The sequence below is a fragment of the Sphaerisporangium dianthi genome, assembly GCF_042654065.1.
Lineage (GTDB): Bacteria > Actinomycetota > Actinomycetes > Streptosporangiales > Streptosporangiaceae > Sphaerisporangium > Sphaerisporangium dianthi.
The window spans coordinates 257,824-281,716 of sequence record NZ_JBHSFP010000006.1 but is presented as its reverse complement, the minus strand read 5'-3'; the positions used below and the strand labels follow the sequence as shown (position 1 = coordinate 281,716).

The 23,893-nt window shown below is 72.4% G+C and carries 20 protein-coding genes; 8 read left to right on the top strand and 12 right to left on the bottom strand.

Translation table 11 applies throughout. The features are described 5' to 3' along the window. Positions 1-77 precede the first annotated feature (77 nt). A complete protein-coding gene (gene ahcY, locus ACFO60_RS12520) occupies positions 78-1,505 on the bottom strand; it encodes an adenosylhomocysteinase (protein WP_380840228.1) in 1,428 nt (475 codons plus the stop codon). Between the two features lie 111 nt (positions 1,506-1,616). Here ahcY and ACFO60_RS12515 point away from each other — a divergent pair, with 111 nt between their 5' ends. Next, on the top strand, positions 1,617-1,952 hold the full coding sequence (locus tag ACFO60_RS12515) for a MerR family transcriptional regulator (RefSeq protein ID WP_380840227.1): 336 nt from the start codon (positions 1,617-1,619) through the stop codon (positions 1,950-1,952). Next, positions 1,949-2,233, top strand: coding sequence for a helix-turn-helix domain-containing protein (locus ACFO60_RS12510; RefSeq protein ID WP_380840310.1), 285 nt, complete (start codon positions 1,949-1,951; stop codon positions 2,231-2,233). Before ACFO60_RS12515 ends, ACFO60_RS12510 begins: the two co-directional genes overlap by 4 nt. A gap of 359 nt (positions 2,234-2,592) precedes the next feature. Here ACFO60_RS12510 and ACFO60_RS12505 read toward each other — a convergent pair whose 3' ends face one another. The 5 genes from ACFO60_RS12505 to ACFO60_RS12485 form a co-directional block, all read right to left on the bottom strand. Next, on the bottom strand, positions 2,593-3,576 hold the full coding sequence (locus ACFO60_RS12505; RefSeq protein ID WP_380840226.1) for a cation diffusion facilitator family transporter: 984 nt from the start codon (positions 3,574-3,576) through the stop codon (positions 2,593-2,595). A gap of 67 nt (positions 3,577-3,643) precedes the next feature. Further along, a complete protein-coding gene (locus ACFO60_RS12500; RefSeq protein ID WP_380840225.1) occupies positions 3,644-4,765 on the bottom strand; it encodes an SIS domain-containing protein in 1,122 nt (373 codons plus the stop codon). Further along, complete coding sequence (locus ACFO60_RS12495) at positions 4,762-4,935, bottom strand: Trm112 family protein (RefSeq protein ID WP_380840224.1); 174 nt, start codon at positions 4,933-4,935, stop codon at positions 4,762-4,764. Before ACFO60_RS12495 ends, ACFO60_RS12500 begins: the two co-directional genes overlap by 4 nt. Further along, complete coding sequence (locus tag ACFO60_RS12490; protein ID WP_380840223.1) at positions 4,932-6,305, bottom strand: phosphomannomutase/phosphoglucomutase; 1,374 nt, start codon at positions 6,303-6,305, stop codon at positions 4,932-4,934. Before ACFO60_RS12490 ends, ACFO60_RS12495 begins: the two co-directional genes overlap by 4 nt. A 136-nt stretch (positions 6,306-6,441) precedes the next feature. After that, on the bottom strand, positions 6,442-6,813 hold the full coding sequence (locus tag ACFO60_RS12485; RefSeq protein ID WP_380840222.1) for a DUF3499 domain-containing protein: 372 nt from the start codon (positions 6,811-6,813) through the stop codon (positions 6,442-6,444). Between the two features lie 290 nt (positions 6,814-7,103). Between ACFO60_RS12485 and ACFO60_RS12480 the strand changes: the two genes are divergently transcribed. Next, entirely contained in the window at positions 7,104-7,499 is a 396-nt protein-coding gene (locus ACFO60_RS12480) for a metallopeptidase family protein (RefSeq protein ID WP_380840221.1), read from the top strand. A gap of 111 nt (positions 7,500-7,610) precedes the next feature. Here ACFO60_RS12480 and ACFO60_RS12475 read toward each other — a convergent pair whose 3' ends face one another. From ACFO60_RS12475 to ACFO60_RS12460, 4 genes are all read right to left on the bottom strand, one after another. Beyond that, complete coding sequence (locus ACFO60_RS12475) at positions 7,611-9,077, bottom strand: DUF5719 family protein (protein ID WP_380840220.1); 1,467 nt, start codon at positions 9,075-9,077, stop codon at positions 7,611-7,613. Then, the gene (locus ACFO60_RS12470) at positions 9,074-12,148 is read right to left on the bottom strand and encodes a glycosyltransferase (RefSeq protein ID WP_380840218.1); all 3,075 of its coding nucleotides are present in this window, start codon (positions 12,146-12,148) and stop codon (positions 9,074-9,076) included. Before ACFO60_RS12470 ends, ACFO60_RS12475 begins: the two co-directional genes overlap by 4 nt. A gap of 282 nt (positions 12,149-12,430) precedes the next feature. Continuing rightward, complete coding sequence (locus ACFO60_RS12465) at positions 12,431-12,673, bottom strand: WhiB family transcriptional regulator (protein WP_184889896.1); 243 nt, start codon at positions 12,671-12,673, stop codon at positions 12,431-12,433. Between the two features lie 275 nt (positions 12,674-12,948). Next, complete coding sequence (locus ACFO60_RS12460) at positions 12,949-15,483, bottom strand: hypothetical protein (protein WP_380840217.1); 2,535 nt, start codon at positions 15,481-15,483, stop codon at positions 12,949-12,951. Positions 15,484-15,694: 211 nt separating this feature from the next. Here ACFO60_RS12460 and cofD point away from each other — a divergent pair, with 211 nt between their 5' ends. The 4 genes from cofD (at position 15,695) to ACFO60_RS12440 (ending at position 19,635) form a co-directional block, all read left to right on the top strand. Further along, positions 15,695-16,621, top strand: coding sequence for a 2-phospho-L-lactate transferase (gene cofD, locus ACFO60_RS12455; protein WP_380840216.1), 927 nt, complete (start codon positions 15,695-15,697; stop codon positions 16,619-16,621). Further along, positions 16,618-17,883, top strand: coding sequence for a coenzyme F420-0:L-glutamate ligase (locus tag ACFO60_RS12450; protein WP_380840215.1), 1,266 nt, complete (start codon positions 16,618-16,620; stop codon positions 17,881-17,883). The genes cofD and ACFO60_RS12450 overlap by 4 nt, the downstream gene beginning before the upstream one ends. A gap of 251 nt (positions 17,884-18,134) precedes the next feature. After that, on the top strand, positions 18,135-19,049 hold the full coding sequence (locus ACFO60_RS12445; protein WP_380840214.1) for a hypothetical protein: 915 nt from the start codon (positions 18,135-18,137) through the stop codon (positions 19,047-19,049). A gap of 82 nt (positions 19,050-19,131) precedes the next feature. Next, positions 19,132-19,635, top strand: coding sequence for a peptidase inhibitor family I36 protein (locus ACFO60_RS12440; protein ID WP_380840213.1), 504 nt, complete (start codon positions 19,132-19,134; stop codon positions 19,633-19,635). A 194-nt stretch (positions 19,636-19,829) separates the two neighbouring features. Here ACFO60_RS12440 and ACFO60_RS12435 read toward each other — a convergent pair whose 3' ends face one another. After that, a complete protein-coding gene (locus tag ACFO60_RS12435; RefSeq protein WP_380840212.1) occupies positions 19,830-22,535 on the bottom strand; it encodes a bifunctional FO biosynthesis protein CofGH in 2,706 nt (901 codons plus the stop codon). Positions 22,536-22,753: 218 nt separating this feature from the next. Between ACFO60_RS12435 and ACFO60_RS12430 the strand changes: the two genes are divergently transcribed. Beyond that, positions 22,754-22,897 carry a hypothetical protein gene (locus ACFO60_RS12430; RefSeq protein ID WP_380840211.1) on the top strand — a complete coding sequence of 48 codons (144 nt, stop codon included), beginning with the start codon at positions 22,754-22,756 and terminating at the stop codon, positions 22,895-22,897. A gap of 42 nt (positions 22,898-22,939) precedes the next feature. Here the strand turns inward: ACFO60_RS12430 and ACFO60_RS12425 are convergent, their stop codons facing one another. Continuing rightward, positions 22,940-23,863 carry a DNA-3-methyladenine glycosylase family protein gene (locus ACFO60_RS12425; protein ID WP_380840210.1) on the bottom strand — a complete coding sequence of 308 codons (924 nt, stop codon included), beginning with the start codon at positions 23,861-23,863 and terminating at the stop codon, positions 22,940-22,942. Between the last annotated feature and the right edge of the window lie 30 nt (positions 23,864-23,893).

Below are 23,893 nucleotides of genomic sequence, written 5' to 3'. Positions count from 1 at the left end.
CCCCCCTGCTCCTTCGTGGCACAGGGTCCCCGCGCGAACCCGCGCGGGGACCCTGCCGTGATCGTCGATCGTGTCGATCAGTAGCGGTAGTGGTCCGGCTTGAACGGGCCCTCGATGTCCACGCCGATGTACTCGGCCTGGGCCTTGGTCAGCGTGGTGAGCTTGACGCCCAGCGCGTCGAGGTGGAGCCGCGCGACCTTCTCGTCCAGGTGCTTGGGCAGCACGTAGACGCCGATCGGGTACTGGTCGGTCTTGGTGAACAGCTCGATCTGCGCGATCACCTGGTTGGTGAAGGAGTTCGACATCACGAAGCTCGGGTGGCCGGTGGCGCAGCCGAGGTTCATCAGGCGGCCCTCGGCGAGCACGATGATCTGGTGCCCGTCGGGGAAGCTCCAGGTGTGGACCTGCGGCTTGACCTCGGTCTTCACGATGCCCGGGACCTTCGCCAGGCCGGCCATGTCGATCTCGTTGTCGAAGTGGCCGATGTTGGAGACGATCGCGTTGTGCTTCATCCGGCCCATGTGGTCGGCCGTGATGATGTCGTAGTTGCCGGTCGTGGTCACGAAGATGTCGGCGATGCCGACGACGTCCTCCAGGGTGGTCACCTGGAAGCCGTCCATGGCGGCCTGGAGCGCGCAGATGGGGTCGATCTCGGTGACGATCACGCGGGCGCCCTGACCGCGCAGCGCGTCGGCGCACCCCTTGCCCACGTCGCCGTAGCCGCACACCACGGCCACCTTGCCGCCGATGAGCACGTCGGTGGCCCGGTTGAGGCCGTCGATGACGCTGTGGCGGCAGCCGTACTTGTTGTCGAACTTGCTCTTGGTGACCGAGTCGTTGACGTTGATGGCCGGGAAGAGCAGCGTGCCGGCCTTGAACATCTCGTACAGGCGGTGGACGCCGGTCGTGGTCTCCTCGGTGACGCCCCTGATGCCCTCGGCGACCTTGGTCCACCGGCCCTCGTCGTTCACCGTGCGGCGGAGGAGGTCGAGGATGATCTTCCACTCCTCCGGGTCCTCCTCGGCGGGCGAGGGAACGGCGCCGGCCTTCTCGTACTCGGCGCCCTTGTGCACCAGCAGGGTGGCGTCGCCGCCGTCGTCGAGGATCATGTTCGGGCCGCTGCCGTCAGGCCAGCGCAGCGCCTGGTCGGTGCACCACCAGTACTCCTCCAGCGTCTCGCCCTTCCAGGCGAACACCGGAACGCCGCTGGGGGCGTCGACGGTGCCCTCGGGGCCGACGGCGACCGCGGCGGCGGCGTGGTCCTGGGTGGAGAAGATGTTGCAGCTCACCCAGCGGACGTCGGCGCCGAGCGCGACCAGCGTCTCGATCAGCACGGCGGTCTGGATCGTCATGTGGAGGGAGCCCATGATCTTGGCTCCGCTCAGCGGGCGAGACTCGGCGTACTCGCGGCGGACCGCCATCAGCCCCGGCATCTCATGCTCGGCGAGCTGGATCTCTCTGCGGCCGAAATCGGCCAGCGCAAGGTCGGCGACCTTGAAGTCCATGGTGTCTTCCCCTCAACACGGTCATTGCGTCTCTGCGAGTTTAAGAGCCCTGCGGACCCCAACGCATCCCCAGAACTATGAACCTGACACAATTATGTAAGGATTGGCTCCATGCGCATCACTGAGGCGGCGAAACGCCTGGGAATGTCCCCCCGGATGCTCCGCTACCGCGAAGCGCTCGGCCTGCTGCCTCCGACGCGCGAGAAGGGTTCCCATCGGCGCTTCGGCCCCGAGGAGCTCGCGGCCGTCACCCAGGCCATGGACCTGGAGCGCCGCTTCGACGTCTCGCCGGCCGAGCTGGCCTTCGCCCTGCGCGTGCTGAGCGAGCCCGCCGTCGCCCAGGCCGTCCGCGACCTGGGCCTGCGCATCGGCCGCATCCAGGCCCCCCGCCGAGCCCTCGACTTCGAGAAGGAAAAAGCCCTCCGCCTCCTCCGCCAAACCCGCTGAGAGACCTCCCACCCACCGAAGTCCCGGCCTTCACCCCCAAGCCCTCGCCTCCGCGCGCCGGACGCGCTCCGGCTCGGCCGGCGTTCTCCCATGGGGCAAGCCCCCATCGTCCTGAGGCGAGCGACGCCACCAACGATTCCACCGGGCCGGCGCTCGGTCTCGGGCAGCGCATTCGCCACCTGCGCGAACGCCGCGACATGACCCGCGAAGTCCTCGCCGGTCTCATCGGTAAGCCGGCGTCCTGGCCCAAGCAGGTCGAAAGCGGGCGCCTGCGGCCTTGATGTTGGCGAGAGTCTCTTGACTCACTCAGCGTAGCCATCCAGCTCGGAGTGGCATGCAAGTCCCTACACACTTCGAGTGCAGGGGTGCCCATGGCGCTACGGTTCTACGGCAAGGGCGGCAGTCGGACAGAGAGCTGCCCTTCGGTGCACGGGGACGACGCTGACGGGAGCCTGGTGATCGTCGGCCGGCCCGTCGAGGACCCCGAAGTGCTCGCCGGATCTCCGAGTCAACAGCGGGAAAGCATGATGAGCCCTTCGACGGGGGTCGAAGGGGGGCTTGCCCCCTGGGAGAACACCGCCCGAGCCGGAGCGCGCCCAGCGCGCGGAGGCGAGGACCTTCGCGCGGAGGCGAGGGTGGGTCAGGCGTGGTCGGCTGGGGTGGGGGTGCTGGGCTCGGAGGCGGAGGGGTCCACAGGGGAGCGGGGGGCGTCGGCCTTGCGGTAGAGGTCGGGCTCCAGGTAGATCACCTTTGCCATCGGCTCGGCCTCGCGGACGCGGCGCTCGGCCTCGTCGATGCCCTTGGCGACCTCGGCCGCCGTGTCGTCGTGCTCCACGGCGATCTTCGCGGCGACCAGCAGCTCTTCGGGACCGAGGTGCAGAGTGCGCAGGTGGATGACCCGGCTGATCTCGGGAGCGGCCTCCAGCGCGTCGCAGATGCGGTCTTCGACCTCGGGGGCCGCGCTCTCGCCGATGAGCAGCGACTTGGTCTCGATGGCCAGGATCACCGCGATGACCGCGAGCAGCACGCCGATCATGAGGGTGCCGACGCCGTCCCACACGCCGTCGCCCGTGACCACGGCCATGGTCACGCCGAAGAGCGCGAAGATCAGGCCGAGCAGCGCGCCGAGGTCCTCCAGCAGCACGACGGGCAGCTCGGGGGCCTTGGCGCGGCGGATGAACCTCACCCACGACTGCTCGCCCTTGAGCGGCAGGGACTCGACGATCGCGGTGCGGAACGAGAAGCCCTCGGCGACGATCGCGAAGATCAGCACGCCGAACGCCCAGATCGGCGACTCGACGGCGTGCGGGTGGGAGATCTTCTCGATGCCCTCGTACAGCGAGAACACCGCGCCGATCGTGAACAGCACGACCGCGACCACGAAGGCGTAGAAGTAGCGCTCGCGACCGTAGCCGAAGGGGTGCTTGCGGTTCTCGCGCTTCCTCGCCCGCCTGTTGCCGAGCAGGAGCAGCGCCTGGTTGCCCGAGTCGGCGACCGAGTGGACCGACTCTGCGAGCATCGACGACGACCCCGTGAACAGGAACGCCACGAACTTCGCCACCGCGATCGCCAGGTTGGCCCCCAGCGCCGCGATGATCGCCTTGGTACCGCCGCCCGCGCTCACCCGCAGTCTCCACCCATCCCGTCAGAACCGTGCTCGCCCACCGCCGGCAAAGCGGTCATCGCAGATCTTATGGGGTAACTCGCGCCTTGAGTTCCGCGACGGTCTCCACCGGGGCCGGATCGACACCGTACCCCAGGGCAAGATAAACAGTCGCGTAGTCGACCATCCCGACGAGGGAGGCCAGCCGCTCAAGGGGATGCACGCCCTCGGCGGTGATCTCGGTGACCGGGACGCCCCGCTGCTCGGCCATGCGCACGGCGAGCGCGCGCGTCTTGGTCGCCTGCGCGAGCTCGTCCAGGTCGCGCAGGACGATCAGCCGCAGGGCCAGGGACGGCCCCTCGCCGAAGATGTCGCGTTCGGCGAGCGGGCCCTCGAAGGTCGCCACCAGATCGTGGCCCGCGTCGGGGATGTCGCCGCGGATCGCCGGGTACTTGGCGTTCTTCGCCAGCTGCGACACCAGCCGGTGCGCGACCGTGGACGTCACCGGCGAGGTGCCCCACACCATGGGGATCGTGTCGGCGATCTCGACGGCCAGGGTCTTGCCGGGGTTGATGAACGACTCGCTGGAGGGCCGGCAGCGGTGCGCGATGTCCTCCAGGCGCGCGGCCGCGGCCTCCACGACCTCGGGGCCGACCTCGGCCAGCCCGAGCTCCGACGCCACGGCCACCAGCGGCATGGCCAGCGCCCACAGGCTCGCCCGGGACGACGGGAAGCCGCCCGAGACGGGGACGACCGGCACGTGCAGGCCGGAGGCCTGCTCGGCGATCGCCTGGAGCGGCGAGCGGGGCCGGCAGACCGCCAGCAGGCGGCACCCGCGGCGGACGGCCTCCAGCGCCAGGGTGCGGGTCTCCTCGGTCACGCCGGACGACGACACCGCGATGACCAGGTCGGCGGCCCCGACCCAGCCCGGCAGGCGGTAGGAGCGGACGGTCACGATGGGGATCGGCACCCCGCCGCCGCACACGGCGGACAGCATGTCGCCCGCGAGGGCGGAGGTGCCCATGCCCACGACCACGATCGCCCGTGGCCGGTCGCCGCGCGACAGCAGGGATACGCCCGCCTCCAGCGCGCTGCGGTGCGAGGTGCGCACCTGCGCGCCGGAGGAGGCGATCGCCGGCAGCATGCCGGACGGGTCGCCCTCGGTCAGGACCGCCGCGTCGTCCAGCCGCTCGGGCTCGAAGGAGGTCACGCCTTGCGTGCCTCGTCGACCAGCAGCACCGGGATGTCGTCGCGGACCGGATAGACCAGCCCGCAGGTCTCGGAGCTGCACGCCAGCTCGTCGGTCTCGGCACTGGCGGTGAGCGGCGACTTGCACGCCGGGCACGCCAGGATGTCGAGCAGCCAGTCGTCGATCTTCACGATGCACTCCTCACGACGGCGAGGACCTCGTCCCGGACCACCGCCATCAGCTGGTCGTCGGCCGCCTCGGTGTTCAACCGGAGGAGCGGCTCTGTGTTGGACGGACGAAGATTGAACCACCAGTCGGGCCCCGACACGGTCAGGCCGTCGAGCTCGTCCACCGAGGCCCCCTCGCGGCCGGCGAAGGCCGCGCGCACCCGGGCCATGGCCGCGGCCTGGTCGGAGACGGTGCTGTTGATCTCGCCGGACGCCGCGTAGCGTGAATAGCGCCCGAGCAGCTCCGACAGCGGGCGCCGCTGCTCGCCCAGCGCGGCCAGCACGTGCAGCGCGGCCAGCATGCCGGAGTCGGCGTACCAGAAGTCACGGAAGTAGTAGTGCGCGGAGTGCTCGCCGCCGAAGACCGCGCCCGTGCGGGCCATCTCGGCCTTGATGTAGGAGTGGCCGACGCGGGTGCGCACCGGGACGCCGCCGTGCTCGGCGATGATCTCGGGCACGGCCTTGGAGGTGATCAGGTTGTGGATCACCGTCGCGCCCGGATGCCTGGCCAGCTCGCGGACCGCGACCAGCGCGGTGACCGCCGAGGGCGACACCGACTCGCCGCGCTCGTCGATGACCCAGCACCGGTCGGCGTCGCCGTCGAAGGCCAGGCCGAGGTCGGCCCCCTTGTCCAGGACGGCCTTCTGCAGGTCGCGCAGGTTGTCGGGCTCCAGCGGGTTGGCCTCGTGGTTGGGGAAGGTGCCGTCGAGCTCGAAGTACAGCGGCGTCAGCTCGACGGGCAGGCCGTCGAGCACCGCCGGGACGGTGTGGCCGCCCATGCCGTTGCCGGCGTCCACGACGACCTTCAGCGGCCGGGAGTCCGACAGGTCGACCAGTCCGCGCAGGTGGGCGGCGTACCCGGCGAGCAGGTCGCGCCGGGCGACCTTCCCCTGCGCGCCCGCCCCACCCGCGGCCGGCCCCGCCGCGGAGGCGAGGATCTCGGCGGCGCGGTCGCGGACCTCGATGAGGCCGGTGTCGGCGCCCACGGGGACGGCGCCCGCGCGGCAGAGCTTCATGCCGTTGTAGCGCGCCGGGTTGTGGCTGGCCGTGAACATCGCCCCGGGCAGGCCGAGGCTGCCGCTGGCGTAGTACAGCAGGTCGGTCGAGCCCAGCCCGGCGTCGACCACGTCGGCGCCCCGGCCGGTCACGCCCCGCGCGAAGGCGGCGGACAGCGGGACGGACGAGGGGCGCATGTCATGGGCGACCACGACGGCCGTGGCTCCGAGCACTTCGGTGAAGGCGGCGCCGACGGCCTCGGCGGCGGCCTCGTCGAGCTCACCCGGCACGACGCCGCGGATGTCATACGCCTTGAAGATCTTGGCGAGGTCGCCCACTGCCGCTCCGCATCCAGTCACGTCTTTTCGGTCGAGCCTACTGTGTCCCATGGCGGTATTCGACGAACCCTCGGTGAGTGATCGCGGCCTGGGACGCTCGTGCGGCGGCGTGGAGCGGTGGACGCCGCCGGGAGCCTCAGCGCTCCAGATTCTGCTGCTGCTGGGCCGAGCGCAGGACCCTCAGGTGGCCGCGGCGGCCCACCTCGACCCCCTGGCCCACCGGCTCGCCGGACGAGGGGGTGGGCCGCGCGGCCTCGCGCACGGCGTTGGCCAGGGCCTCCAGGTCGTCGGTGGTCGGCTGCCCGGCCTCCGAAGGCAGCCGGACGACCTCCCACCCGCGGGGGGCGGTCAGCCGCTCCGCGTGGTCCGCGCACAGGTCGTAGCAGTGTGGTTCGACGTACGTCGCCAGCGGGCCGAGCACCGCGGTCGAGTCGGCGTAGACGTACGTGAGTGTGAAGACGGCAGGCTGCCTGCAGGCGGTACGGGAACAGCTGCGGACGGGGCTCACGGAGGGACCGTATCCGGTCCGCGTTCACATTGCCACCACCCGGCAGCTCTTAACGAGCGTGTCGCCACATTTCGGACACTTACCCGCCGTTTACGGGCTGTATATCGCCACCTGGTACGGCTTTGACGGACGGCCCTTTCCAGGGGCCCGTCCACGGGCGGCCGCCCGGACGTCCAGGGAGTGGGCACGGGATCCGGGAGGCACGATCTAGGCTTGGCTATGTGAGTCCGGCCCCAGGCGGCACGCCCCGCCCCAACCGCCCGCGGCGGCGCGATCGGCACGGCCGCGGCATGCGAGGTCCGCTCGCCCCGTCGCACGTGCCCATCGCACGCTCCCGGAGCGAGCGCTTCGACGATTTCGTGCTGGACGCCGTCGACCGGCTCAAGCCGAAGTGGGGCGGCCAGCTCTCGTCGGTCGAGTTCGCGGTCGAGGACGTGCCCCCCGCCGACGAGCTGGTCGACGGGCCGGGCAGGCTCTCCTCCGACCCGATCCCCTTCGGCCGGGCCCAGCCGGCCGCCGGCGGCTCCCCAGCGGTCGTGGTGATCTACCGCCGCCCGCTGGAGGCCCGCGCCCGCGACCGCGACACACTGGGCGCCCTCGTGCACGACGTCGTCGTCGAGCAGGTCGCCAACCTCCTCGGCCTGTCCCCCGAGACCGTCGACCCCGGCTACGACGACCGCCACTGACGCACCGCCGGAGCGAAGACCGCCTCACTGAGCTTCGGGGACGCTGATCCGTCCCGACGGTCATGTCGGGCTGATCTTCTCCGACGCCGGCGACGTCTCGGCGGTGTCGGACTATCGCGCCGCGATCGGCTGAGCCGGAGCCGCGGGGAGGACGACGTCCGCGGTCTCCAGCACCGGAGGCACGACGGCCCAGGTGCGGGCCAGGGCGAGCGGCTGGGTGGTGAGCAGCAGGCCGTCGGTGGTGCGCTCGTCCAGCACCCGGCCCCCGTACACCGGGCCGGAACGCGGCAGAGGCGTCACCACGACGCTGAAGTCGCCCCCGCCCGGAGGGGCGAGCTTGATCTCTTTGGTGCGCGCGGCGGGGATCTCGACGTCCACGGCCGGCGGCGGGGCGCCCTTGCGGGGCAGCGCCTGCACGCGTACCTTCGCCGCCGCGGCGGGCGCCGACAGGATCAACCGGGACGAGACGCCCTTGCCGCCGCGGTTGTCGGCCACCACGCTGCCGAACTCGATGGCGGGGGCTCCGGCGGTGAACGCGACGTCCGGCTTGGCGCCGGTGCCGGTGGCCATCACCCCGGCCACGACCGGCACCTCGGCGGTGAGCACGACGGCCGCCGGCTGGCCGCCGATGCCGGTGGACAGGTCGAGCGAGGCGGTGGAGCCGGCGGGCACGTCCAGCGACTCGCGGTTCTTCATCGCGTAGAAGCCGTCGGCGGTCAGCGCCTTGACGTGGACGGTGGTGTCGCTCTCCCCTGGCGCCGTGACGTACAGCTCGCGCAGTCCTCCGCCGCCCGGGATGCCCGGGACGACGACGGTCGTGGCGGGCCCGGCCGAAGCGGGGAGCCAGTCGGCGCCCTTGCCCTTGCCGAGGACCGCCCGCGCCGAGGCGGCCACCCGTCCGCTGATGGTGCGCACCTCCACGGCCATGACCAGCGGCGAGGGGGCGAGGTCGCGCAGCCGCACGGCGCGGTGCTCGCCGGGTGCGAGCACCAGGCTGTTGCCGCGGTCGCTGACCACGGGGCCCTCTCCCGCGTAGATGAGGACCTCGACGATGGTCTCGGCGGCGTCGGCGTTGGTCAGGTAGAGCGTCACGTCGGCGGCGGCCGGGCCGGGGCCGACGAACCACGTCCCCGCGCCGGGCTCGGCGCACCGCACCCCGGCCAGGCCGCGCTCGGCGCCGGTGAGCCGCCGGGTCGTCTGCGCGGCCTCCAGGCCGGCGGCCATCGCGCCGGTGCCGGAGACCTCCACCGGGCCGGACTTGCCGGGCACCTCGCGCTGCCACAGCACGCCGGGCCGGTCGAGCCGCGTGGCGCCGGGGGTCTTGTCCCCGGGCTTCGCCACCTCGGCGACCGTGGCGACCCCGTCGCCCTTGCCGCCCGGCGGAGTGATGGCGCTGACGCGGGCGCCGGCCGGGTCGGGGCAGACGGTGGAGACCGACTCCACCGCGACCCTGCCGGGCGCGGCGACGGGGACGGGCGCGACGCCCTGGCGGGTGACGAACGCGACGCCGAACAGGGCCGCGAGGGCTATCAGCACCAGGGCGAGGAACCCGAAACGGTTCTCGATCAGCGCCCTCATCGGACCAGCACCTCCTGGGGCTCCCGCTCGACCGCCGCCTCGACGTACTCCTCCACGGCCTCCGAGCCGCGAGCGCCCGGCAGGGCCAGGATCGAGACCAGGGCCACGAGCGCGAGCTGCGCCCACAGCCACACCTCGTGCCAGAACGCGCCGTGCTCCACGGTGACGCGGCCTCCGGCGGCGGGGGCGTCGAAGCCCTGCGCCCAGCCGTCGACGGTGCGCACCGCGAGCGAGGAGCCGCCGGCCGTGGCCGTCCACCCGCCGGCGGGCTCTGCCAGCACCAGGGTGCGCTTGACCGGGCCGGCCGGGACGGTGACGGTCAGCCCGCCGCCGGCCGTCCCGGCGTACTGCACGGGGGTCCGCCGGCCGTCCTCCTCCAGCAGGTAGGCCCGGCCGAGCGGCTGCACCATGCGCCACAGCCCGCCGTCCGGGGAGAGGTTCATCCGCGCCAGCGCGGGATCGGAGTCCAAGGAGCGCCGGACCTCGGGCGCGACGGGCCCGGGCACGGCGACGAAGCGGACGCCGTAGGAGGCCAGGGCGACGGCGTCGTCCCCGCCGCGGCCGGAGATGACGCCCGCCACGATGTCCGACAGCCGGCGGCGGGCGGCGTCCGGCACCGGCAGCTCGGTCTCGCCGATCAGCGGTGTGCGCCCGCGCAGGAGGGTGAAGCTCAGCAGGCCGTCGGCGCCCGAGCGCAGCACGACCGTGCTCTCGTCCCGGGTCGAGGCCGCCGCGACGAAGTCGGTGACCACGCTGGGCACGCCGCGCCGCAGCGGCCCGCTGACGCCGTCCTTCACCCACAGGCCCGCCACCAGGACCGGCGAGGTGCAGGCCACCAGGACCATGAGGGCGGCGACGGCGCGGCGCAGGCCGCCCGCCCGGTGGAGCTCGATGACCCGGTGCCCGGTGAGGGCGGCGGCCACGATGAGGCCGGTCGCGGCGAAGGCCAGCGGCACGCCCGGCCAGGCGGGGACGCCCTCGACCGGGACGCGGGCGGCCACGATCGCCACGAGGACGCCGAAGACGGTGACGCCCCAGCCGACCACGACCACCATCTGATGGCGGCGGAACAGCAGGGCGGCCAGCGCGGCGGCGATCAGCCCGCCGGTCGCCCACACGGGCGGCACGCCGGGGCCGCCCGGGCTGAGCAGCAGGAGCGACTGCGGCGGCAGCCGGAGGTCGACCAGGCCTGCCCGGTGCAGACCGGCTTCGAGCAGGATGCGCCCGGGGTCGGCGGCGATCTGGGCCAGCCAGGGGAACAGCAGCACGATCGGGACGGCCATCGCGATGCCGAGCGAGACGCCGACCCCGCGCCTGACCCCGCCGAAGGAGACCGCGGCGAGGCCGCCGAGCACCGCCACCAGCACGTACACCAGCGGCGCGAACGCCGTGCCCACCGCGAGCAGCAGGCCGAGCGCCCACGCGGCCCGCCGGGCGCTGCGGCGCTCGCCGGTGATGACCCTGGCGGCGAACGCGGCGTAGGCGGGGAGCAGGACGAACACCACCGCCGTGCCGAGCCGCCCGGCCGCGACGGCGCCGGTCGCCACCGGGAGCAGCGCGTAGGACGCGGCGAGCCACACGCGGGCCAGCGGATGGGAGATCATCGATCGGGTCGCGACATAGGCGGACAGACCGGCCAGCGGAACGCAGCCGAGCAGCAGCACCGAGACGGCGAGCCAGGTCTTGCCGAGGAAGAGCGCCGAGAGTGCGGCGAGGACGGCGGCGTACGGCGGAGCCCAGCCGTCGGAGCCGAGACCGGCGCCGTGGTAGCCCGAGGTGTAGAACTGCCACAGGTCGGAGGCGCCGCCCACGACCGGCACGAGCGCGCCCCCGCCGAGCAGGCCGCCGTACAGCAGCGACCGCTCGGCGACGGCCGTGACGGCCACCAGGCCGAGGCAGAGCAGCACGCCGGGGTTGCTGAAGACGCGTTGCATCAGCCCGGCGTCGGTGAGCAGCTCTTCGCCGTCGTCCTCCCCGGCGGGCTCGGAGATCACCGCGTGGTGCCGGCCGGCGGAGTCGATGGGCCCCGCCCCCGACAGGTAGCCCTGCACCATGTCGGTCAGGCGCCTGAAAGCCATGCCCGACGGCGTGAACAGCTTTTTGACCTTGGGATAGCCCTGTTTCCTGTCCTGCTTCCTGGCCTTCCTCGCCTTGAGCAGGCGGCGGGGGCCGCCGAGGACCGAGGCGAACGCCACCACCTCGTCCAGGGCGTTGGCCGGCTGCTTGGCCAGCAGCAGCAACAGCGTGCGGAACAGCGAGAGGAACAGGTTGCGCACGATCGACCACTGCATCTGCCGGAACGGCAGGTTCGCCATGATCACGAACATGGCGTTGTGCCGGTCCAGCCTGCGGGGATGGACGTCGCTCACCGCCATGCGCCGCCTGCGCCGCGTCGCCGCCTCGGCGTGCCAGGCGACCGCGTCGGTGACGCACAGCACGCGGTGGCCGGCGGCGGTGGCGCGCCAGCACAGGTCGAGGTCGTCGCGGAACAGGGGCAGTGCGAGGTCGAGGCCGCCGAGCGACTCCCACACGTCGCGGCGGATGAGCATGCCGGCCGTGGACACCGCCAGCACCTCGTGGACGCCGTCGTGCTGGCCCTGGTCGTACTCACGGGGTTCGAGGCCGGTGTCGCGGCGGCCTGACCGGTCGACCGTGACGCCGACCTCCAGCAGGGTGCGGCGGTCGAGCCAGTCGCGCAGCTTGGGGCCGAGGATGGTGGCCTTCTTGTCCCCGGCGGCGGCCCACAGCAGGGCCTCCAGGGCGTGCCTGTCGGGCGCGCAGTCGTCGTGCAGCAGCCAGATCCACTCTTCGCCGCCGGTGCGCGGCAGCCGTTCGAGCACCGCCGCGACGGCGCCGCCGAACCCGGTGGAGCGGGGCATGGTGAGGACGGAGTTCGGGCCGAACGCCTCGGTGAGCATCTTGACGCTGCCGTCGCGGCTGCCGTTGTCCACGCCGACGACCCGGTCGAGGGGTCGCGTCTGGCGCAGGACGCCCTCCAGCGTCTCCTTCAACCAGCGGGCGCCGTCATGGGAGACGACGATCGCTGTGACCGATGGACGCGGCGGTTGCACGGAGATGGTGTCCTTGGAGGCTCGTGTGGCTTTGCGCCGATCACGATACGGCACCCCGGGCATACCGGGTCCGCCAGTCGGCCAATCAGGTCGGCCACGGCTTCTCGCGAGCGCTCCTTCGCCGGCGCCACGGCGCTCGCCCTGCCGACCACGTCCCCTCGCCCGGCCATCGGCTGTGGGCTCCCCTGCCCACGGCCGGCGGCCGTGACCGTGATCGTTCGGTGTCGCTCGTGACGTCGTCGCTACCGGCGGCGCCGACCGATCGGCGCCCGCCGGACCGGCTCAGCCGGCCTCTCGCTTGATCCTTCGCCGTTCTCGTTCGGACAATCCCCCCCAGATGCCGAACCTCTCGTCATGCTGCAGCGCGTACTCGAGGCACTCGGCCCGCACTTCGCAGGACCGGCACACCTTCTTGGCCTCTCGCGTGGAACCGCCCTTCTCTGGAAAAAACGCCTCTGGATCCGTCTGCGCGCATAGCGCGCGCTCTTGCCATCCCAGCTCTTCCGCGCCGAGCATCTGTGCCATGACCAGGTCGGTCACTGCACACCTCCTGCTGATCGCCCGCCCGCCCCGCAACGGAGCCCCCCTTTTGAACACCTTCCTCAATACCCAGCATGTGAAAGGCGTAACAACACAGCTGTAATTACACGCGTGTGCCGCGTGTGGCGTCAAGCGGCATGACAGTATCCGGGGAAAGACCAGCTTGCCCCGGTATGCAGGCATCGGCGGCATCCGCGGCCGCGTCCGTCACCCGCCTGTCGGCGGAACGGCGGCCCTCTGACTCCCGATCTTCTATGCCCTCAGCGGTCGGAACCGTACCAGCGCGCTCCCTGATCAGCACCGGAACCTGTCTGATCTCTACCATCGCTTTCCTCGGGCCTTGCCGGGGAGGAGCGGTCGGGGGCGTAGATCGCGGTGGGGTCGATCGCCTCGTCGGGCCGGCCCTGTGCGGCGGACGGCGGCATCGGGGCGTTCAACGGGTCGTTCTGGAAGGCCTTGGGGTCGAAGCGCACGGTCTTCTCCGCGGGCTCCTCCCAGCCGGGCCGGGCCTGCTGGTGACCCGGATACGGCGCCTGGTCCTGAACAGGCCGGTCCTGGCCGGTCGAGTAGGGCTGGTCCTGGACCGGCGAGTAGGACTGGTCCTGGGCCGGCCGGTACGGCTGGGGGTCGGCCGAGGGGCGCGTCCCGTAGCCCGAGGGGTCCGACGGCGACTGCGGGTGCCCGAACGGGCTCGCGCCGTAGGTGGGGGCGTAGTCGGGCGACCGCACCGGCTGCGTGCCGGTGTACTCCGACGGGCCCTGGCCCGCGCCGGCGTCGGAGGACGGCGTCGCGGAGGCGCCGCCGCCTTGCGCCTGCTGGTAATTCTGGGCCTGCTGGTAGGCCTGCGCGATCTGCTGCTGGCGCGCGTCCCCGGCGGCCTCCGCGTACAGCGGCGAGGGCTCGGCCGGACGCCCCAGGTCCCCGGAGGAGTAACCACCGTAGGACTCCCCGCCGGTCTGCCCATGGGACTCGCCGCCGGTCTGCCCGTAGGAGTTCGGTTGCGTGGTGCCCAGCCCGTACGACGAGGGCTGGTCCAGCGGACTCGCCTGAGGGCCGGTCGCCGCATAAGACGACGGCTGATCCAGCGGACTCACCTGCGAACCCGTCTGACCATACGACGACGGCTGATCGAGCAGGCTCGGCTGCGAACCGGTCTGACCGTACGACGAGGGCTGGTCCAGCGGACTCGCCTGAGGGCCGGTCGCCGCATAAGACGACGGCTGATCCAGCGGACTCACCTGCGAACCCGTCTGACCGTACGACGAGGGCTGGTCCAGCGGACTCGCCTGAGGGCCGGTCGCCGCATAAGACGACGGCTGATCCAGCGGACTCACCTGCGAACCCGTCTGACCGTACGACGACGGCTGGTCCAGCGGGCTCGGCTGCGAACCCGTCTGGCCGTAGGCGCTCGCCGTCTGCGGCGGCTGCCCATAGGTCGGGGACAGGTCGAAGGACGGCGTCTCGTTCGCGGGCAGGGCCTGACGCGCGCCGGTGGTGAAGGCGTCCGGACCGGCGAAGCCGCCGCCCGTCCCCGGAGGGCCGTAGGGAGAGGGGGTCTGCGCGTAGGGATCGGTGGCCTGCGGGGGCTGCCCCGCCTGCTGCGGCGCGAAGGGGGACGCGGCCGGCTGCCCGAACGCCCCCGAACCCGGCTGCTCATAGGAACCGGAGGGCTGGGGCTCGTACTTGCCCGTGCCAGGCTGCTCATAGGAACCGGAGGGCTGGGGCTCGTACTTGCCGGTTCCAGGCTGCTCGTAGGCGCCGGAAGGCTGGGGCTCGTAGGAACCTGGGCCCGGCTGCTCGTAGGAACCGGAGGGCCGCTGCTCGTACCCGCCGCCGGGCTGCGGCGCTCCGGGAGCGCGCGGCTGCTCGTACGCGCCCGACGGCTGCGACTCGTACCCGCCCGGAGCCGGCGGCTCGTACGAACCCGGGGCCTGCGCGAACTGTCCGTTCGGCGTCCCCGGTCCGTAGGGGTCGGCGGACGCCTGGGCCGCCGCCGGCGCGTACGGGTCGATCGGCTGGGAGTGCTGCGGGGAGTACCCGCCGGGCGGAGGAGGCAGCGCGGGCTGGTAGCCGCCGCCCTGGCCGTTGAAAGGACCGCCCGCCTGCCCCGCCTGCCCCGGCTGTCCGGGCTGTCCGGGCTGTCCGGGCTGTCCGGGCTGCTCGGGGTGGCCGTGCTGGGGTCCGGCCTGGTGCGGAACGGGCTGCTGCTGCGGGCCGCCCTGCCCCTGGGGCGGGCCCGCCTGCTCGCGGAACCCGTGCTGCGGCTGCTCGTAGGAGCCGTACTGAGGGCCCGGCTGCCCGGGGTGTCCCTGGGGCCCGAAGCCGGGCATGCCGAACGCGTCCTGCCGGGGCCGGGACGCCGCGGGCGCGCCGGCGGGAAGCACCGACATCGCGTACACCAGCCCGACGGCTGCGAGGCCGAGGGAGGCCAGTCCGGTCAGCAGTACCTCGATCACGCCGAGGCCGCCGCCCGCGCCGCCGCTGAGGAGGACGCCGATGAGAGCGATCACACCGAACACGACCGCGACCGCGAGCGTGATGACGGCGATGAGGTTGACCAGGCGGGCGCGGGGGGTGGGCGGCCCGAACCTGGTGACCAGGACGACCGCGCCGAGCGCGAGGGCCACGTTGACCGGCGAGTCCAGACGGGGCAGCGTGGAGGCGGCCCGGATGCCGAAGGGCAGCCCGGAGCCGAGGAACATGCTCTCCACTCCGACCAGGACCTGCGTGCAGACCACCGCGAGCATCAGCCAGGCCGCGGGCTCGCGGAGCCGTCCGGGCTCGACTTTGACCACAACTACCCCCCAATGGGTCCATACGTCAACCGCAGTTTTGCACATCTCCGCACTTTGAGGGCACGAGACTCAAGAACCTCATTGATCACATACGTCCGTCTTGTCCGGTATTTTCGGCCGCCATCCGCTGTGGAGCAGGGGTTTCACGGCGCCGCGGCTCCGCCCACCGGCCGGGGATCGAGCAAGAACGAGGCAATGAAACACTTGACACATGCGCATCCTGTCCCTGGCCGGCGGCATCGGCGGCGCCCGCTTCCTTCGCGGGCTCCAGGCCGCCGCCCCCGACGCGGAGATCACCGTCATCGGCAACACCGGCGATGACATCACCCTTTTCGGGCTCCGCGTCTGTCCCGATCTCGACACCGTCATGTACACCCTCGGCGGCGGCATCGACGAGGAACAGGGCTGGGGCCGGGCCGGCGAGACCCACGCCGTCAAGAGCGAGCTGGCCGCCTACGGCATGGAGCCGCAGTGGTTCGGCCTCGGCGACCGCGACATCGCCACCCACATCGTCCGCACGCAGATGCTGAACGCGGGTTACCCGCTGTCGGCGATCACCGAGGCGCTGTGCGACCGCTGGAACCCCGGCGTCCGGCTGATCCCGATGACCGACGACCGCGCCGAGACCCACGTGGTCGTCGAGGACGAGCAGGGCAGGCGGGCGATCCACTTCCAAGAGTGGTGGGTGCGCCTGCGCGCCTCGGTGCCCGCCCGGCAGATCGTCCTCACCGGGGCGGAGGACGCCAAGCCCGCTCCCGGCGTGCTGGAGGCCATCGAGCAGGCCGACGCGGTGATCCTGCCGCCGTCCAACCCGGTGGTGAGCATCGGGACGATCCTGCAGATCCCCGGCATCCGGGAGGCCCTGGAGGCCAAGACCGTGGTCGGCGTCTCCCCCATCATCGGCGGCGCCCCGGTGCGCGGCATGGCCGACGCCTGCCTGACCGCCATCGGCGTCGAGACCAGCGCCCAGGCCGTGCTGGAGCTCTACGGCTCCCGCCTCCTCGACGGCTGGCTCGTCGCCGAGCAGGACGCCGGGGTCGCGCTCGACGGCGTGCGCGTGGTGTCCCGGCCGCTGCTCATGACCGACGTCGAGGCGACCGCAGGCATCGCCCGCGCCGCCCTGGAGCTGGCCAGGTGATCACCGTCCACGGGGTGCCCGGCCTGCCGGAGGTGCGGCCGGGGGACGACCTCGCCGAGCTGATCACGCGCGCGGTGCCCGACCTGGCCGACGGCGACATCGTCGTGGTCACCTCCAAGATCGTGAGCAAGGCCGAGGGCCGCGTCCGGCGGGCGGACGGCCGCGCCGAGGCGATCGCGGAGGAGACCGAGCGCGTGGTGGCCCGCCGTGGCGACACCGTGATCGCGCAGACCCGTCACGGCTTCGTCATGGCGGCGGCCGGCGTCGACGCCTCCAACACCGAGCCCGGCACCGTGCTCCTCCTGCCGCTCGATCCGGACGCCTCCGCCCGCCGCATCCGGTCCGGCCTGCGGGCGCGGGCCGGGGTGATCCTGTCCGACACCTTCGGCCGTCCCTGGCGCAACGGGCTGACCGACGTGGCGATCGGCGCGGCGGGCGTCCGGCCGCTGGACGACTTCCGCGGCCGCTCCGACACCTACGGCAACCCGCTGTCGGCGACGGTCACCGCGCTTGCCGACGAGATCGCCTCGGCCGCCGAACTGGTCAAGGGCAAGCTGGACGGGGTGCCGGTGGCCGTCGTCCGGGGGCTGGCCCACCTGGTGACCGACGAGGACGGGCCCGGGGTACGGCCGCTGGTGCGTCCCGCCGACGAGGACATGTTCCGGTACGGCTCGGCCGACGTGCTGTTCGCGCGGCGCACGATCAGGGAGTTCTCCGCCGAGCCGGTGGACCCCGCCGCCGTCAGGCGCGCCGTGGCCGCCGCGATCAGCGCGCCCGCCCCGCACCACACGACGCCCTGGCGTTTCGTGCTGCTCGAGTCGGCCGGCGCGCGCGAGAAGCTGCTGGACGCCATGCTCGCGGCCTGGGAGCGCGACCTGCGCGCCACCGGTTTCACCGAGGAGTCGGTCGCCCGCCGGGTGCGGCGCGGTGACGTCCTTCGCCGCGCCCCGTACCTGGTGGTCCCCTGCCTGGTGATGGAGGGGTCCCACACCTATCCCGACGACCGCCGCAACGCCGCCGAGCGCGAGATGTTCGTCGTCGCCACCGGCGCGGGCGTGCAGAACCTGCTGGTGCAGCTCGCCGTCGAGGGCCTGGGGTCGGCGTGGGTGTCCTCCACGATGTTCTGCCGCGAGGTCGTGCGCGAGGTGCTGGACCTGCCCGGCGCGTGGGACCCGATGGGGGCCGTGGCCGTCGGGCACGCCGCCGCGCCGCCCCGCGACCGTCCTTCGCGCGATCCCGCCGACTTCATCGTCACCCGCTAGAGGCCCGGCCGCCGCCCCGCCCCTTCCTCACCGCCGCGTGCCCGACAGCCGGACATCGTGCCGGTCATCCATCGGGCCGGTCATCGCGCCCGACCGCGAGGCTGAGCGTTGAGCACCCTTGCGTTTCCACGCAAAGGTCTTGTTCCCGCATCCGGCGCTCATCGATGCTGCGGCCACCGGGCGCATCCGGTTAGCGCGAATCCGGCCGCCGCTCGACAGCGGCCGGGCACGGGGGACGGGGAGGAGAGCGCATGCGGTTTCACCGGCGTGCCCTCGCCGCCATCGCGGCGGTGGGAGCGACCGTGCTGGCGGTGGTCTTCAACGCGGTGGACGAACCGGCTCCCAGCCGGTCCGCGGCCGCGGCCACGTCCGCCGCTCCCACGCGGTCCCTCACCGAGCAGGAGAAGGACCTGCTGCACGACGCCGAGGACAAGCTGATGCGTTCGTGCATGGGAGCCCGCGGCTTCGACATGTGGGCCGTGCCCCGGCGGCCGCTGCCGGAAGACCGCGACTTTCCCTACGTCATCGACGATGTGCCATGGGCCTCCCGGCATGGCTACGGCAGTGACATCCAGGCGCGACGCGACAGGTTGCGCGGATCCGATCCCAACCGGCGGTACTTCACCGGTCTGACGCCGGCGGAACGGCAGCGCGCGCTGGACGCTCTGCACGGCGAACGATCCGCGAGGCGACTGGAGGTCAAAACCCCGAACGGCATGACCGTCGGCCGGGTCGACGACGGTTGCGTCGCGCAGGCCCAAGAGAAGCTCTACGGGGATGTCGAGGTCTGGTTCCGCGTCACGACGGTGACCGATGCGCTCACCGAGATCCGCGAAAGACAGGTGCTCGCCGATGCCGAGTTCACCGAGTCGGTCAAGAAATGGTCCACCTGCATGGGTGCGAAGGGGTTCCGCTACACAGATCCCTACGAAGCCCGTGCCGCGTTCACGAACCCCGACAAGGCCACGGCGCGGACGAAAGAAGTGCGCACAGCGGTCGCCGAGGCCGGATGCGCGATGAGCAGCGGCCTGTCCGACACCATCCGTCGCCTGGACCGGCAGTACGGCGAGCGCCTGCGGCGTGCGTACTCCGGCGAGGTGAACACCCGGCTGCGACTGGAACTCGCCGCGCTGGGACGCGCCGACTCCCTCGTCCAGTCGGGATGAGACCCGCCATGTCACGGGAATTCTCTCGTGCGGCGCGGGAAACCCACGGGGCCAATCGGCCGAGCAGAGAAAAGAGAGAGCAATGCACAGGAGAAACACCGCCCTCGCCGCGCTGGGACTCGCCACCCTGGCGCTGTTCGCCACCCCCGGTGTGGCGCAGGCGGACAACCCTTCATCATCCGGTTCCGACGCGATCGCACCGACGACGGCCGTGCCGATCGCGTCGGCCGCGTCGGCCGCGTCATCGCCGGACGGCTACTTCGTGGCGTGGGTGAATACCAACAGAGGAGGCCCTTACTGCGAGTGGCTCAACGATGACAGCAACTGGGACACCTGTTCGGGAATGTTCAGGGAGATGAGCATGCGCAACCAGGCGAGTTCCCTGGAGAACCGCGGCTGGCCCGGCTCGTACGACGACGTCAACCTGTACTACAGCCCGAGTTACGGGGGCTCCAGGAACTGCCTGCCCAACGGCTACTATCTGAACAACCTCGCGGGCATCTATTTCCTGTGGGACGGAAAAGCGGGCCAGGGCAAATCGATGAACAAGAACATCGCGAGCCACCGCTGGACGAACTCCTGCTGAGCCCGGTGGCACGGCGACACCGGCGTCTTCGCGCCTGAAAGGCCGCGGCATCCGGCGAAGGGCTCCTCGCCCCGACGAAGGAAGTCGGAACGGAGAAACCCCCGGCCGGATGCCGCGGCCCGGAAATCACCATAGGCGAAACAGAAGCGGGACCATCACCTCGCGACGCGTCGCGGCGCCGCGGGGAGGGCGGGTCAGGCGAGCGGGACGGTGCGGCGGACGCTGCGGCAGACGCCGTCGCTGACCTGCGCCGCCGCCACCCGCTCCTGTGACGGGATGCCGTACCCGGTGGTGCGCTGGCGCAGCGGGCGGCCGGTCGGCTCCACCATCGCGGCGATGTCGGTGATCGTCTTGTACGAGCCGTTCTCCGACCCGGCCATTCTGCTGATCGTCTCCTCCATCAGCGTGCCGCCCAGGTCGTTCACGCCGCCCGACAGCACGGCCCGGCACAGATCGTCCTGGAGCTTCACCCACGAGCACTGGATGTTGGCGATCGCGCCGTGCAGCATGACGCGCGCCAGCGCGTGCACGGCGCGGTTCTCCCGAGCCGTCGGCCCCGGGCGGGCGATGCCGGCCAGGTAGATCGGGGCGCTGTGGTGCACGAACGGCAGCAGCACGAACTCCGAGAAGCCGCCGGTCTCCTCCTGGATGCGGCGGATCAGCCGGATGTGCGCCACCCAGTGGGCCGGGGTGTCCACGTGGCCGTACATCATCGTCGAGGTCGTCGGGATGCCGGCGCGGTGCGCGGTGGTGATCACCTCGACCCACTCGCGGGCCGGCAGCTTGCCCTTGGTCAGCACCCAGCGCACGTCGTCGTCGAGGATCTCCGCCGCCGTGCCGGGCAGCGAGTCGACCCCGGCCTCCTTCGCGGCCACCAGCCAGTCGTGGATCGACAGGTTCGTCCGGCTGGCGCCGTTGATGACCTCCATCGGGGAGAAGGCGTGGACGTGGATGTCCGGGACCCTCCGCTTCACCGCCCTGGCGATGTCGAAGTAGGCCGTGCCGGGCAGGTCGGGGTGGATGCCGCCCTGCATGCACACCTCGGTCGCCCCCGCCTCCCACGCCTCGGCGGCCCGGTCGGCGACCTGGTCGAGGGACAGGGTGAAGGCGTCGGCGTCGGTGCGCCGCTGCGCGAACGCGCAGAAGCGGCAGCCGGTGTAGCAGACGTTGGTGAAGTTGATGTTGCGGTTGACCACGTAGGTCACCTCGTCGCCCGCGGCCTCCCGGCGCAGGTCGTCGGCCACCCGGCACAGCTCCTCGAGGTCGGCGCCGTCCGCGCCGAGCAGCGTGAGCGCCTGGGCGTCGGTGAGTCGCGCCGGGTCGGCCGCCGCGCGGCGCAGGGCCTCGCGCAGGTCCCCGTCGACGACGCCCCCACCCCCGCGCGCCGGGGCGGAGAGACCGCCCGCCGTACCGCCTCCCGCAAGGCCGCCACCCGCCGTGCCCTCCGCCACGCCTTCCGCCGTGCCCTCCGCAACGCCGCCGCCCACCGGGACGCCGCCCACCGGGACGCCGTCCGCCGGGGCGCCGGCGGGCGGGACGCGGTCGCGCAGGGCGTCCCAGTCGCCGTAGACGTGCGCGAAGTCGTCGCGCCTGTCCTGCGAGCGCCCGGAGGCGTCCACCTCGACGTGCAGGTCCGTACGTCCTGCGGCGGCGAACCCGCCGTCCGGCTCCTGCCACGGCCTGCCCGCCGGCGTCACGTCCCGCGCGAGGCCCGTCTCCGGGTCGGCCAGGGCGTCGACGTGGGCGCGCAGGCGCGGGTCCAGCCAGGGCTCGCCGGCGAGCACGTACTCGGGGTAGATCGTCAGGCGTTCCCGCAGCGTGAACCCGGTGGCGGCGGTGCGGGCCGCGAGATCCTCGATCTGCGGCCAGGGCCGCTCGGGGTTGACATGGTCGGGGGTCAGCGGCGAGACCCCGCCCCAGTCGTCGATGCCGGCCCTGATCATCAGGCCGTACTCGTCGCCGATGAGGTTCGGCGGCGCCTGGACGCGGGTCCTGCCGCCGAGCACGAGCCGGGTGACCGCGATGGTGGCGGCCAGCTCGTGCAGGTCGGCGTCCGGCATGCCGCGCATCGCGGTGTCCGGTTTGGCGCGGAAGTTCTGGACGATGACCTCCTGCACGCCGCCGTACTCGCGGGCGACCCGCCGGATCGCGAAGATCGACTCGGCGCGGTCGGCGACGGTCTCGCCGATGCCGATCAGGATGCCGGTCGTGAACGGCACGTTGGTGCGGCCGGCGTCCTCCAGCACGCGCACGCGCACGGCGGGGTCCTTGTCCGGCGAGCCGTAGTGGGCCTGCCCCTTCTCCTCGAACAGCCGCCGGGAGGTGGTCTCCAGCATCATTCCCATGGACGGGGCGACCGGCTTGAGCCGCTGGAGGTCGCGCCAGGTCATGACCCCGGGGTTCAGGTGCGGCAGCAGCCCGGTCTCCTCCAGGACGCGGATGGCCATGGCGCGCACGTAGGACAGGGTGTCGTCGTACCCGTGGGCGTCCAGCCACTCGCGCGCCTGGTGCCATCGGTCCTCGGGCCGGTCGCCGAGGGTGAACAGCGCCTCCTTGCAGCCCATGGCCGCGCCCTGCCTGGCGATCTCCAGTACCTCGTCCGGGCTGAGGAACGGCGCGGGCAGCTTGCCGGGGGCGGTGGCGAACGTGCAGTAGCCGCAGTGGTCCCGGCACAGACGGGTGAGCGGGATGAACACCTTGCGACTGTAGGTGATGATCTTCTCTCTGCCCACCGAGGCCAGCCCGGCGTCCCGGACACGGCCGGCGTGGTCGAGCAGGCGGTCGAGGTCGGCGCCTCTCGCGTGCAGCAGAACCGTGGCCTCCGCCAGGTCGAGCGCCTTGCCGTCCCTCGCCCGTGCCAGCGCCCGCCGCATGGCTGCGTCTGTGGGATTCGCGTTCATGCATCGCACAGTACGAAACCGCCGGGGCCGTGCGCACCGCCGGGGGTGCCGGTGCCCGCGCGACCGATCATGTCCGCGAGCCGTCCGTGACCTTGGGAGGAGGTCACTTGCTTTAGCGAGCCTTAACGGTATGGCCCAGATATTCTCGATAGACGTGAAAATATGCACGAGCACATAATGAGAGGGCAACCACGAGAGACCTTCCCCAAGGAGTCCCGATGTCCTGGATGATCCCCCTCCTCCTCATCGCCGTGGCGGCCGTGCTCGCCCCGCGGTTCGGCACCGACACCCGCGATGGGCGCGACTGGGCGCCTGGTTCGTCCTCCATGCCCGGTGGACAGCCGTCCTTACCGACCCGCTGACCCCACCCCGGCCGGCACAAAGGAGAGGTCGCCGCGCCCTGGTCAGAACGAGCGGTAGTCGCGGGCGGCCATGCGGGGACCGCGGGCCGGCGGCCGGCGGCCGCCGAGTTCGAGCAGCCGCACGACGCGGTGGCGGTGTCCCCGGTAGGGCTCGAGCAGCTCCAGCATTCCCGCGTCGTCGGTCTTGCTTCCGGTCAGCGACCAGCCGACCAGCGAAGCAAGGTGGTAGTCGCCGACCGAGACGGCGTCGCAGTCGCCGTACGCCCGCTGGCGGGTCTCCGCGGACGTCCACACCCCGACGCCCGGCAGCGCCCGCAGCAGCCGGTCGGCCTCCGCCTCCCCGGCCGCCTCCAGCTTGCCGGCGTGCACCGCCGCGTTGACGATCGTGCGCGCCCGCACGGCCTCCGCCCCCGCGCGGTGCCAGTCCCAGGACGGGATCTCGCGCCAGACCGCGGGCTCGGGGAACACCCGCATCATCGCGGGCGCCGGGCCCGGCGCGGGCTCGCCGTACCTGGCGAGCAGCCACCGCCACGCCCGCCACGCCTCCCGGCCGACCACCTTCTGCTCCAGGACGGCGGGAACCAGCGCCTCGAACACGCGCAGCGTGCGGCCCATGCGCAGCCCCGGGTGCCGGGAGGCGAGCTCGCGCACCAGCGCGTGCGCCTCGCTCCCGAGGCCTTCCATCAGGCGGACGAAGTCGCCGGCCCGGTCATGGGCGCCGAGGAGCTCGGGCAGGGTCTCCAGCAGCCAGCCCGCGCCCGGCCCGAAGGCGTGGGCGACCACCGCCCGCTCGGCCGGCTCGGCGGTGACGCGCAGTGTGCCGGGCCCCTCGGGGGTGCGGGAGGTGCGCCAGATCGCCCGGTCGGCGGTGAGCTGCCATGCGGGGTCGCCGCCGCCGCGCCGGTGCGGCGCCATGGCGGACGCCACGTCCACCGGCCGGTCGGACCGCCACCTGCGTTCTCGCACAGCGCCCAGACTATTGCGCGCGGCCGAGCC